The sequence below is a fragment of the Alloyangia pacifica genome (assembly GCF_020524285.1).
In the GTDB taxonomy this organism is placed as follows: domain Bacteria; phylum Pseudomonadota; class Alphaproteobacteria; order Rhodobacterales; family Rhodobacteraceae; genus Salipiger; species Salipiger pacificus_B.
Genome location: NZ_JAIVKX010000020.1, coordinates 1 through 12,345 on the forward strand (window position 1 = coordinate 1; position 12,345 = coordinate 12,345).

Genomic DNA, 12,345 nt, shown 5'->3' on the forward strand with positions numbered 1-12,345 from the left:
ACCGAATCCGACGTCGCACGCCATGCGAAATTGATCTTCCTGCAGGCCGGCGCGAGCCATGCCATGCCGCCGCCCAACGCCATCCAGATGGACGACGCGGCACGCCGCGAGATCGTGCAGTGGTACCGCGCCGCGACAAAGGGGTGAGCCGGGGCTTCCCCCTGTGCGCTGTGCGCGCCACCGGCCGGGATATGCCGCCGCCAAGACCTGAGCCGGTCGATCCGGGAGATCGACCGTAGCCGAGCTGTATGGGCGGATGGAACCACGCCAGCGCGGTTTTCGTCGAGATCCTGCTGCGCCGGACCGCGGCTAAACCGCTTTCAGAAGTCCAGGCCGAGGTCCAGCGTGCGTGCCGAATGGGTCAGCGCCCCGGCCGAGATGTAGTCGACCCCGGTTGCGGCGACCTCGGCGATGCGCGCCAGTCTCATGTTGCCCGAGGCTTCCAGCACCAGCCGCCCGGCGGTCATCGCCACCGCCTCGCGCAGGGTCCCGGTGTCCATGTTGTCGAGCAGCACCACATCGGCGCCGCCCTCGTCCAGCACCTCGGCGAGCTGCGCCAGCGTGTCCACCTCGATCTCGACCCGCACCATGTGCGAGGCCTGTCCCTTGATCGCCTGCAGCACCGGGCGGATGCCGCCCGCCGCGGCAATGTGGTTGTCCTTCACCAGGATGGCGTCGGACAGCGAGAAACGGTGGTTGAAGCCGCCGCCGTGCAGCACCGCCTGCTTCTCGACGATGCGCAGGCCCGGCGTGGTCTTGCGGGTACAGGAGATGCGGGCCTTGGTGCCCGCGGTCTCGGCGACGAAACCGGCGGTGATCGTGGCAATCCCCGACAGCCGCCCGGCGAAGTTCAGCGCCACCCGCTCGGCGGTGAGGATCGAGGCCGCCTCGCCTTCGATCTCCATCAGCACGTCGCCCGGCGCGATGGCGCTGCCGTCGGGCCGGTGCAGGGTCAGCTCCAGGCTCGGATCGACCATGTGAAACGCCATGCGCGCGATCTGCATGCCCGAGACCACCCCGGCCTCGCGCGCGCGCAGCCGCGCGCTGTAGCGCGTGCCTGCCGGGATCACCGTGCGGGTGGTGAGATCGCCGTAGGTGCCGAGATCCTCCATCAGCGCGCCCCGCACCAGCGGGTCGAGGATCATGTCGGGCAGCGGAGGCAGGGACATCAGGCGGTTTCCTTCTGGAGCGTGTCGCGGAGGGTCAGCGCCTCCGCCAGGGTCATGCGGCTGCGGGCGCCGGTCTCGGCGGTCTCTTCGCTGGCATCGGCGCGGAAATGCGCGCCCCGGCTCTCGCGCCGGGTCAGCGCGGCGGCGGCGATCAGCGTCGCGGTGGCGGTCATGTTGCGCAGCGGTGCGCAGTCCGGCTGCGCGGCTTCCACGGCGGCGATCTCGCGCAGGCAGGCGGTCAGCCCCTCGGCATCGCGGATCACCCCCGCCCCCGCCGTCATCGCGGCGCGCAGCCGCACGACCAGATCGGGATCGGGGGGCTCGGCGGCTTCGGGCTGCGGCAGATCGAGCCGGGGCGCCTCCGACGCCGCGCCGAGGCTGCCGGCGATGTCGGCGGCGCAGCGGCGGGCGTAGACCAGCGCCTCGAGCAGCCCGTTCGAAGCCAGCCGGTTGGCCCCGTGCAGCCCGGTCGAGGCGACCTCGCCGCAGGCCCAGAGACCGGCCAGCGAGCTGCGGCCGGCGGCATCGGTCTCGACCCCGCCCATGTGGTAATGCGCGGCGGCGGCGACGGGGATGGGCTTGCTGACCGGGTCGATCCCGGCCCGGTCGCAGGCCGCGGCAACCCCCGGGAATTCCTCCCGGATCCGGGAACCGAGCGCCCTGCGGGTGTCGAGCATGGGGCGCAGGCCGCCCTGGCTCTGCGCATAGACCGCGCGCGCCACCACGTCGCGCGGGGCCAGCTCGAGGTCGGGGTGCTTGCCCTCCATGAAGCGCTGCCCGATCCGGTTGACCAGCACGGCGCCCTCGCCGCGCAGCGCCTCGGTGGCGAGCGGCGCGGGGTCGAGGCCGAGATCCATGGCAGTGGGGTGGAACTGCACGAACTCCATGTCGGCCATCACCGCGCCGGCCCGCGCCGCGAGCCCCGCAACCTGCCCGCGGATCCGCGCCGGGTTGGTGGTCAGCGCGTAGAGCCCGCCCGAGCCGCCCCCTGCCAGCAGCACGGCAGGGGCATTGACCGAAACCGGCACCCCGCCCTCGGCGGGGGCGAGTTCGACGGCGCTGACACGGCCCGCTGCGCTGCGCAGCCCGGTGGCGGCCCAGCCTTCGAGCACCTGCACCGAGACAGCCTGCCGGACCTGCGCCACCAGCGCGCGCATGATCTCGGCCCCGGCCTGGTCGCCGCGCACCCGCACCACGCGGGCAAAGGCATGCGCCGCCTCGCGCGAGAGCAGGTAGCCGCCCGCCGCATCGCGGTCGAAGGGCGCGCCGAGCTCGGTGAGGGTCAGGATGTGCTCGCGCGCCTCGCGGGTGACGGATTGCGCCACGTCGGGATCGACGATCCCGGCGCCCGCGCGCAGCGTGTCCGCGGCATGGGACTCCGGGCTGTCGGGCCTGGCCATCGCCGCGGCCACCCCGCCCTGCGCCCAGGCCGAGCTTGCGCCCGTGCCCAGCGGATCGGGGGAAACCAGCAGCACCGGGCGCGGCGCCAGCGCCAGCGCCGCATAGAGCGCGGCCAGACCCGCGCCGAGAATAACGACCCGGCCGGTGGATATCTCCTGCATGGACTCAGGCAGCGCTGCGCTGCGACAGGTCGATCATCCGCTGCACCGCGAGGCGCGCGCCCTCGGCCACCGAAGGGTCGACCTCGACCGCGCCGTCCATGCTGTGCAGCGACCAGAGCACCTTCTCGAGGGTGATCATCTTCATGTAGGGGCACATGTTGCAGGGCCCGACGAATTCGACCCCCGGCAGCGCGTCCGAGATGTTGGAGGCCATCGAGCATTCGGTCACCAGCATCGCCTTGCCGGGCTGCTCGCGGGTCACGTAGTCGATGATCCCGGCGGTGGAGCCGGAGAAGTCGGCCTCGGCGACCACGTCGGGCGGGCATTCGGGGTGGGCGATGATGCGGGTGTCGGGCTGCCAGCTGCGGAAGTCGCGCAGCTCGGCGGCGGTGAAGCGCTCGTGCACGATGCACGCGCCGTCGTACCAGACGATAGTCTTCTGCGGCACCTGCCTGGCGACGTTCTGCGCGAGGTATTTGTCCGGCGTCATGATGATCGTCTCGGCGTCGAGCGCGGCGACGATCTGCGCGGCGTTGGAGGAGGTGCAGCAGATGTCCGAGGCCGCCTTCACCGCCGCCGAGGTGTTGACGTAAGTGACCACCGGCGCACCGGGATAGCGGCGGCGCATTTCCGCGATGCCCTCGGGGGTGATGCTTTCGGCGAGCGAGCAGCCCGCGTCCATGTCGGGGATCAGGACGGTCTTCTCGGGGCTCAGGATCTTCGAGGTCTCGGCCATGAAGTGCACGCCGCATTGCACGATGACATCGGCCTTCACCTTGGTCGCCTCGATCGCCAGTTGCAGGCTGTCGCCGACGACATCGGCGATGCCGTGGTAGATCTGCGGCGTCATGTAGTTGTGCGCGAGGATGACGGCGTTGCGCTCTTTCTTGAGCCTGTTGATCGCCTCGACGTAGGGCGCGTGGATCGCCCAGTCCGCCGGGGTCACGACCCGGCTCATCGTCTCGTAGACATCGCTCAGCCGCTCGGCGGCCTCCAGCGAGGGCGCGAGATCGTAGTGCTGGCCGAGGGTTTCGGCGATCGTGGTCTGGTCGAGCATGAACCTGCTCCTCCTCAGGGTCTGCGGCGCGGCCTCCTGTGTCAGTTTTCTGACACAGGGACAGTCGCGCGGCGACATAGCCGCATGTTGACGCAAGGACAAGACGCGCTGTCGAAAAGATTGCAGGCTTGGCGTTTGCTGCGGCGGCCCGGAGATCTCCGGCCTCGCGCTCGGTGGTGGCAATACAGAAATCTTTTCAATTTCTTAACGGGACGCGATGACGAACAGGCAGCCCTTTGTTCATTCATGTGCCGCGAGGGCCCTTCGCCGAGAGTCGTCCCGGCGGCGCCGGGTCGGATCGCAGTCGGCGCGCGCGAGGGGGCCTCGGGTTGCGGCGAACATGCGCGCCCTCCGCAGGATCCTCTCCCCCTTAGAGGGCCGTTCCGCCGCCGTGCCGAAGCAGCGCCACCGACTGCGCCCCGACTGCGACCTTGGATCCGGGATGCTCGGCACAGGCGACCTCTTCGCGCGAAGTGTCGAGGATGAGTTCCCAGTGTCCCTCGGGCAGCGTGAACGTGCACGGCTCCCCACCGTTGATCAGGATCAGCAGATCGGAGCAGTCTTCCTGATGATGTCGCAGGCCCATGGCGAACAGCCCGCCATCGCGCCAGTCCTGCTCGGACATCTCGCGGCCCTCGGGGTGCAGCCAGACGCTCTCGGTCGCCTCGGGGCGCGGCCAGAAGCCGTAGGGCGCCAGATGCCCGCGCCACGCGCGCCGCAGGGCGGTCAGCCCCGAGACCGCCTCGACCAGCTCCGGACGCGCCGCCTCCCAATTGATCCAGGTGGTCTCATTGTCCTGGCAATAGGCGTTGTTGTTACCGCCCTGGGTCTGGCCCAACTCGTCACCCGCCAGCAGCATGGGCACGCCGTGAGACAGGAAAAGCGTCGCCAGCATGCCCTTCACCCGCCGCACGCGCGCGGCGTCGATGCCCGGGTCGTCCGGGGCCCCCTCGTAGCCCATATTGTCCGACAGATTGTGGTTGTGGCCGTCGCGGCCCTGCTCGCCGTTGGCCTCGTTGTGCTTGTCGTTGTAGGACACCGTGTCCCACAGGGTGAAGCCGTCATGGGCGGCGATGAAGTTCACCGAGGAGGTGGCCGGCCGGTGCGAATGGTCGAACTGCACCGGGCTGCCCATCAACCGCTCCGACAACGCACCGAGCTTGCCCGGATCGCGCCGCCAGAAGCTGCGCAGGTCGTCGCGGAACTTGTCGTTCCACTCGCGGAAGGGCCAGGGGAAGCCGCCGACCTGGTAGCCGCCCTCGCCCACGTCCCAGGGCTCGGCGATCAGCTTGACCTGGCTCAGCACCGGATCCTGCCGGATGGCATTGAAAAAAGCCCCCTCGCGTTCGAAGCCGTCGGGCTCGCGCGCCAGCGTCGAGGCCAGATCGAAGCGGAAGCCGTCGATGTGAAACGCCTCGACCCAGTAGCGCAGGCTGTCCATCACCATGCGCAGCACCATCGGCTGCGCCACGTTCAGCGTGTTGCCGGTGCCGGTGGTGTCGAAGCCGTGACGGCGGTTCTCGGGCGACAGCAGGTAGTAGCTGGCGTTGTCGATGCCCTTGAACGACAGGGTGGGGCCAAGCTCGTTGCCCTCGGCGGTGTGGTTGTAGACCACGTCGAGGATCACCTCGATCCCGGCGGCGTGGAAACGTTTGACCGCGGCGCGCACCTCGCGCACGTCCTCGGTGGCGAGGTAGGTGCGGTTCGGCGCAAAGAACCCCAGCGTGTTGTAGCCCCAGTAGTTGCGCAGCCCCTTCTCCATCAGGTGCCGGTCCTGCACCATGGCGTGGATCGGCAAGAGCTCGATGGTGGTGACGCCGAGCTTCTGCAGGTGTTCGATGATCGGGTCCGAGGCCAGCGCGCGGAAGGTGCCGCGGTCGGCCTGCACCACGCCGGGATGGCGCATGGTCAGCCCCTTCACATGCGCCTCGTAGATCACCGTGTCCTGCCAGCGCAGCCGCGGCGCGGCGTCGGCCTCCCAGTCGAACACCGGGTCGGCCACCACCGCCTTGGGCATGAAGGGCGCGCTGTCGCGGGTGTCGAGCTCGAGGTCGGAGCCGCCCACCGGGTAGCCGAAGAGCGCATCGTCCCAGACAAGCTGTCCGCGCATGGACATTGCATAGGGGTCGAGCAGCAGCTTGTGCGGGTTGAAGCGGTGCCCTTCGGCGGGTTTGAACGGCCCGTGCACCCGGTAGCCATAGGCCTGCCCCGGCCCGAGGTCGGGGCAATAGCCGAAGAAAATGCCCCCCTCGGCCCGCGGCAGCTCCAGCCGGGCCAATTCCTCCGTCCCTTCCGCGTCGAAGAGACACAGCTCGACCGCCTCGGCGTGGTCCGAGAAGAGCGCGAAGTTGGTGCCCGCGTCGTCGAAGCGGGCCCCGAGCTGGTCCGGGCGCGAGCGGGCCGGGACGATGGTCACGTCACGGGGGTCGATCATCTCAGCTCTCCACGGCCGGGACAGCGGCCATCTGCGGCGGGTGCCGGAACAGGGGGTGCGCGGCGGGACGCCGCCGCGCCGTTTCCCGCCGGCTCATCCTCCCGGCGGTGATCAGGAGTGTGCCACCGGCACCGCGGCGGAACCAGCGTGCAACCTCCTTGCGGATGCGCTCGAGCGGGACGCCATCGGGCAAGCCGCGGTCGGTCTTGAGGTCGGGGCGGGAGGCAGCATTCTGGATGCGCATGGTCCTGGGCCTTGGTCAGATCGAAAAGCGGCCCGTCGGCCGGCGCGGGATGGCACGCCACCGTGGACAAAGCGTGTGAAATGAACTGACCGTCCGGACGATCCGCACGTGCAACCCGGCGGGGGCCCGGATGGTTCCGCAGAATCTTCCGGTGTCGCGTCGGATTCAGGGACCGAAACGTTTCGATGCGACACTGATGTGTGTGCCTTTCCCGATCAGTAGGGCAGCGCCACCCGGATCAGCAGTGCCAGGGCGCCGACGCAGGCCACCCCGGCGAGCCAGAGCGCGACGAACCACAGGATCCGCTTGCCGCGCATCAGTGGTAGCCTTCGGAGGGGTCGATCTTGCCGCGGAACACCCAATAGGCATAGGCGGTATAGGCCAGGATGATCGGGATCAGGATCACCGTGCCGACCAAGGCAAAGCCAAGGCTGCTGTCCGGCGCCGCGGCCTCGACGATGGTCAGCGAGGGCGGCACGATCATCGGATAGAAGCTGATGCCGATGCCGATGAAGCCGAGTACGAAAAGCCCCAGCGCCGAGAAGAACGGCAGGTGATCGCCGCCGCCGCGCAGCCCCTTCCAGAGCCCCGCCGCACAGAGCAGCACCAGCACCGGCACCGCGATCGAGTAGATCAGCGAGCCGCCGCTGAACCAGCGCTGAAAGTAGACATCGTCCTGCAGCGGGGTGAAGAGCGACACCAGCCCGAGAAACACCAGCGTCGCCAGCCCCAGCGGCTGCGCCACCCGGCGCATCCGGTCATGGATGCCGCCCTCGAGCTTCATCACCAGCCAGGTGGCGCCGAGCAGCGCGTAACCCGTGGCCACCGCCAGCCCGGTGAGCAGCGAGAACGGCGAGAGCCAGTCCCACCACCCGCCGGCGTAGGCGCGGTCCACCACCTCGATGCCCTGCACCAGCCCGCCGAGCGCCATGCCCTGCGAGAAGCCGGCCACCAGCGAGCCGCCGAAGAAAGCGAAATCCCACAGCCGCTTCCAGCGCTTGGTGCGCCAGCGGTACTCGAAGGCGACGCCGCGGAAGATCAGCGCCAGCAGCATCAGGATGATCGGCACGTAGAGCGCCGGCATGACCACCGCGTAGGCCAGCGGAAACACGGCAAAGAGCCCGCCGCCGCCCAGCACCAGCCAGGTCTCGTTGCCGTCCCAGATCGGCGCCACCGAGTTCATCATCACGTCGCGGTCCTGCTCGGTCCCGGCCAGCGGAAACAGGATGCCGACCCCGAGGTCGAACCCGTCGAGGATCACGTAGACCAGCACGGCAAAGGCGATGATCCCGGCCCAGATGAAGGAAAGCTCCAGTCCGAACATGTCAGTCGCTCCTGTTCTCGGGGGTCTGTGCGGGCCCCGGCATGATCCCCGCCGTGCGGATCGGACCATCGCGCAGGCCGAGCCGCGGCGTGTCCGGCGCCTTGCGCATCATCCGCAGCAGGTAGAAGGTGCCGGCGCCGAAGACGAAGAAGTACACCACGACGAAGCCGATCAGCGAGGTGGTCAGCGCCGGCAGGTCGAGCGGCGAGTGGCTCTCGGAGGTGCGCAGCAGGCCGTAGACCGCCCAGGGCTGCCGCCCCACTTCGGTGGTGATCCAGCCTGCCAGCACCGCGACGAAGCCCGCCGGACCAAGCGCCACGCAGGCGCGCAGCAGCCACGGATCGCTGTAGAGCCAGCCGCGCCAGCGGGCCCAGAGCCCCCAGAGCGCCAGCCCGAGCATGGCGAAGCCGAGCGCCACCATCACCCGGAACGACCAGAACACGATCCAGACCGGCGGCTGGTCCTCGCGCGGGACCTCCGACAGCGCCGGGATCTGCCCATCCCAGCTATGGGTCAGGATCAGCGAGCCGAGGCGCGGAATCTCCAGCGCGTAGTCGAGCTCCTGGTTCTCCTGGTCGGGGATGGCGAAGAGCACCAGCGGCACGCCGCCCTCGTGGCTCTCGAAGTGGCCCTCCATGGCAGCGATCTTGGCGGGCTGGTGTTCGAGCGTGTTGAGCCCGTGCTGGTCGCCGGCGAAAATCTGCAGCGGCGCGACGATCACCAGCATCCACATCGCCATCGACAGGCCCTTCTTCGACACCGGGTGGCCCGGGGACTTCAGCAACTGGAAGGCCGAGGCGCCGCCCACAACCAGCGCGGTGGTCAGATAGGCCGCCAGAACCATGTGCACCAGCCGGTAGGGGAAAGAGGGGTTGAAGACGATCTGCCACCAGTCCTCGGGGACGAACTGGCCGTTCTCGGCGATCGAGAACCCGGCGGGCGTGTGCATCCAGCTGTTCACCGACAGGATCCAGGTGGCGGAAACCAAAGTGCCGAAGGCCACCATGAAGGTCGCCAGCATGTGCAGCCCGTCGCCCACGCGCGTGCGGCCGAAGAGCATGATCCCCAGGAAGCCCGCCTCGAGGAAGAAGGCGGTCAGCACCTCGTAGGCCATGAGCGGTCCGATCACCGGCCCGGCCTTGTCGGAAAAGACCGACCAGTTGGTGCCGAACTGGTAGGACATGACGATGCCCGAGACCACGCCCATGCCGAAGGCAACCGCGAAGATCTTCTTCCAGAAGTTGAACAGCGACAGGTATCGACCGTCCCGCGTCCACAGCCACGCGCCGTTCAGCACGGCGAGGTAGCTTGCCAGCCCGATCGAGAAGGCCGGGAAGATGATGTGGAATGACACCGTGAAGGCGAACTGGAGCCGGGCGAGAACTTCTGCGGTCATATGAACTTCCGTAGAGCGTTTGGCTATGATCTGGGCTGGGCCGTTCCGCGCGCGGCAGCCGCTGTGGCTGCCGGTCGACAGTCCGCCTGTCGGCGCTGCGGGCGGCGTTTTCGTCTAAAATGGGTACGGCGCGCAGCGCGTTTTGGATCATCCCGGCGCATCACGTCCCCGGCATCGGCCGCTACCGGGGCCACCCTGTCGAGGAGGCCGCGCCCCTGGTCCTCGACAGCAGCGCTGATCTCCCGCCTCTCTTTCGGCGACAAGGCGAGGCGGCGCGGACGGGGTACCCGCGGCGGAGAGACTGGCGCGAGGCCCGACCGTGCGGGTCTGTCAAACCGTCCCGGCCTTTCAAAATGAAGGGTTTCGGCGGCGAACGCGGATAATCCGCCCGCGCCCGATTGTCTCACCGCCAAGGCGGATCTAAGTCTCGCCGCAGAGGACGTCCGCGCTCAAGCGATCCCTGATACCACGGCGTTCCCCTTGAAATCCTGATCAGACTGGCCAGCCACCAGCGCCGGAGACCTCGCGTTTCCGGCATGCGCCGACGCGTGTTGCGCGTGTCCCGGCCGCGGCCCGACCGGTCAACGACGACGCGAGAGACATGCCATGAACAGACGTGAAGCCCTCTTCTCCCTTGGCGCCATCGCCGCGACCGGAGCTGCTGCGGACGGCGCGCGGGCCCGGGAAATGCACGGCTATCCCGCCGACATGACGGTCGACCCGGAGATGCTGCCGCGCAGCGTGATCCCCGGCGGCCAGATGAGAGTCCTGACCGACGATGCCGACCGGCGCACCGTGACCGCTGTCTTCGACCGGCTGATCCCGGCCGACGATCTGGGGCCCTCGGCCTCCGAGGCCGGCTGCGTCGATTTCCTCGACGCCCAGCTCGCCGGCCGTTTCGGCGAGGGGGCGGCGCTCTACCGCGAGAAGCCGCTACAGCAGAACGCCGACGACCTGATGCAGACCGCGCAGTTCATCGCCACCCCGCGCGAGCGCTACGCGGCCGGGCTGAAGGCGCTGGACGCCTATGCGCAGGAGACCGACGGCGCCGCCTTCGCCGACCTGCAGCCCAACCGGCAGGACGAGATCCTGAAGGGCATGGAGGATGGCACCATCTCGCTCGGCGAGGAGATCCACACCAAGGCCTTCTTCGAGCTGATGCTGCAGAACGCCCGCGAGGGCTATTTCTCCGACCCGATCTACGGCGGCAACCGCGACATGGCGGGCTGGAAGCTGATCGGCTTTCCCGGCGCGCGCTACGACTTCCGGCTCTACGCCGACCGCACCGGCGAAAAGCTCGACCTCGAGCCGGTCAGCCTGATCCCCAAGGACTGAGCCCTCCGCATTTCCCCTGACCCAGATTCACAGACAAGGCAGCATCCCCATGGCAACCAACAAGAAAGCCGACGTCGTCGTCGTCGGCCTCGGCTGGGCCGGCTCGCTGATGGCCGAAGAGTTGACCCGCGCGGGCCTCAACGTCGTCGCGATCGACCGAGGCCCCTGGATGGACACCTCGACCCATACACCCCCCGCCGTCGACCCCGACGAGCTGCGCTGGGGCATCCGCAAGGAACTCTTCTCGCCGCCCAAGGATAATACGCTCACCTTCCGCAACCGTCCCGATCAGACCGCCGCGCCGCAGCGCGACTTCGGCATCTTCGAGCTGGGCGGCGGGGTCGGCGGGGCCGGCTTCCACTGGGCCGGCATGGCCTGGCGGTTCGATCCCTACGACTTCGAGATCCGCTCGAAGACCATCGAACGCTACGGCCTCGGCAAAGCCGAGGACGGCGAGTTGCAGCTGCAGGACTGGGGCATCACCTACGACGAGCTGGAGCCCTACTACGACCGCTTCGAGCGGATCGCGGGCATCTCCGGCAAGGCGGGCAATATCAAGGGCGAGATCCAGCCCGGCGGCAACCCGTTCGAGGGGCCGCGCTCGCGCGACTACCCGACCCCCGAGCTGAAGACCCTGCGCTCGATGGAGGTGTTCAACGAGGCGACGGCGCGGATGGGCTACAACCCGTTCACCATCCCGGTGGCGAACCTCAGCCAGCCCTACGTGAACCCGCTGGGCGTCTCGATGGGCGCCTGCACCTATTGCGGCTTCTGCCTCGGCTTCGGCTGCGGCAACTATTCGAAATCCTCGCCGCAGGCCTGCATCTTCCCGGTGCTGATGCGGCGCCCGAACTTCAGCGTGATCACCGAAAGCTGCGTCATCAAGGTGAACAAGGCCGAGGACGGCAAGACCGTCACCGGCGTCACCTATGTGGACAAGCAGGGCCGCGAGCAGGTGCAGGAAGGCGACGTGGTCTGCGTGACGGCCTTCCAGGTGGACAGCACGCGCCTGATGCTGACGTCCGGCATCGGCCAGCCCTACGACCACCGGACGCAGGAAGGCACCGTGGGCCGGAACTTCAGCTTCCAGACCATCTCGGGCACCGACATGTGGATCGAGGGCGAGCAGATGAACCCGTTCATCGGCGCCGGCGGCCTGGGCAGCCAGATCGACGACTTCAACGCCGACAACTTCGACCACTCGGATCTCGACTTCATCCACGGCGCGGGGATGCTGACCCTCGCGCGGGACGGCGCGCCGATCTCCAAGGCCAACAAGCTGCCCGAGGGCAGCCCGCGCTGGGGCGCCGGCTTCAAGAAGGCGTACCGGGATCACTACCAGACCTACACGACGATCTTTAACCAGGGCTCTTCGATGCCGATCAAGGCCGGCTACCTGGACCTCGATCCGAACTACAAGGACAAGTTCGGCGTGCCGCTGCTGCGCATCACCTACGACTACTCGCAGAGCGACCGGAACATGGCCAAGTACCTGATGGACCGGGCCGTCGAGGTCGCGCAGGAGATGGGCGCGCAGCACATCACCCCGTTCAACTTCGCCGACAAGCCCTTCACCACGGCGATCATCGCCTCGGACCACGTCATCGGCGGCACCCCCATGGGCGCCGATCCGAAGACCTCGGTGGTGAACCCCTGGCTGCAGAGCTGGGACTGCCACAACCTCTTCGTGGTCTCCGCCTCGGTCTTCCCGATGAACTCGGGCTACAACCCGACCGGCACCGTGGGCGCGCTGGCGATCCGCGCGGCGCAGGCGATCGTGCAGGACTACATTCCCAACCCCGGCCCGCTGGTGGAGGCGTAACC

The 12,345-nt window shown here is 68.6% G+C and carries 10 protein-coding genes and 1 pseudogene; 3 read left to right on the plus strand and 8 right to left on the minus strand.

Annotation, left to right across the window (positions count from 1 at the left end):
- Positions 1–147 (plus strand): annotated as a pseudogene (locus tag LC039_RS22985) (cysteine desulfurase); the annotation flags it as partial.
- A gap of 173 nt (positions 148–320) precedes the next feature.
- Here the strand turns inward: LC039_RS22985 and nadC are convergent.
- From nadC to LC039_RS23025, 8 genes are all read right to left on the minus strand, one after another.
- On the minus strand, positions 321–1,169 hold the full coding sequence (gene nadC, locus LC039_RS22990; RefSeq protein ID WP_226628592.1) for a carboxylating nicotinate-nucleotide diphosphorylase: 849 nt from the start codon (positions 1,167–1,169) through the stop codon (positions 321–323).
- The gene (locus LC039_RS22995; protein WP_226628594.1) at positions 1,169–2,731 is read right to left on the minus strand and encodes an L-aspartate oxidase; all 1,563 of its coding nucleotides are present in this window, start codon (positions 2,729–2,731) and stop codon (positions 1,169–1,171) included. The genes nadC and LC039_RS22995 overlap by 1 nt, the downstream gene beginning before the upstream one ends.
- Positions 2,732–2,735: 4 nt before the next feature.
- Positions 2,736–3,788, minus strand: coding sequence for a quinolinate synthase NadA (nadA, locus tag LC039_RS23000; RefSeq protein ID WP_226628596.1), 1,053 nt, complete (start codon positions 3,786–3,788; stop codon positions 2,736–2,738).
- A gap of 370 nt (positions 3,789–4,158) precedes the next feature.
- Positions 4,159–6,222 carry a glycogen debranching protein GlgX gene (gene glgX, locus LC039_RS23005; RefSeq protein WP_226628597.1) on the minus strand — a complete coding sequence of 688 codons (2,064 nt, stop codon included), beginning with the start codon at positions 6,220–6,222 and terminating at the stop codon, positions 4,159–4,161.
- Position 6,223: 1 nt separating this feature from the next.
- Positions 6,224–6,466 (minus strand): hypothetical protein, encoded by a 243-nt coding sequence (locus tag LC039_RS23010; protein ID WP_226628598.1) that lies wholly within the window; start codon positions 6,464–6,466, stop codon positions 6,224–6,226.
- A 215-nt stretch (positions 6,467–6,681) separates the two neighbouring features.
- Positions 6,682–6,783 (minus strand): DUF2474 domain-containing protein, encoded by a 102-nt coding sequence (locus LC039_RS23015; RefSeq protein WP_226628600.1) that lies wholly within the window; start codon positions 6,781–6,783, stop codon positions 6,682–6,684.
- Complete coding sequence (cydB, locus tag LC039_RS23020) at positions 6,783–7,790, minus strand: cytochrome d ubiquinol oxidase subunit II (RefSeq protein WP_226628602.1); 1,008 nt, start codon at positions 7,788–7,790, stop codon at positions 6,783–6,785. Before cydB ends, LC039_RS23015 begins: the two co-directional genes overlap by 1 nt.
- 1 nt (position 7,791) lies before the next feature.
- Entirely contained in the window at positions 7,792–9,186 is a 1,395-nt protein-coding gene (locus tag LC039_RS23025; RefSeq protein ID WP_226628604.1) for a cytochrome ubiquinol oxidase subunit I, read from the minus strand.
- A 606-nt stretch (positions 9,187–9,792) separates the two neighbouring features.
- Between LC039_RS23025 and LC039_RS23030 the strand changes: the two genes are divergently transcribed.
- Positions 9,793–10,521 carry a gluconate 2-dehydrogenase subunit 3 family protein gene (locus LC039_RS23030; RefSeq protein WP_226628606.1) on the plus strand — a complete coding sequence of 243 codons (729 nt, stop codon included), beginning with the start codon at positions 9,793–9,795 and terminating at the stop codon, positions 10,519–10,521.
- Between the two features lie 49 nt (positions 10,522–10,570).
- Complete coding sequence (locus LC039_RS23035) at positions 10,571–12,343, plus strand: GMC family oxidoreductase (RefSeq protein ID WP_226628608.1); 1,773 nt, start codon at positions 10,571–10,573, stop codon at positions 12,341–12,343.
- Positions 12,344–12,345 lie beyond the last annotated feature (2 nt).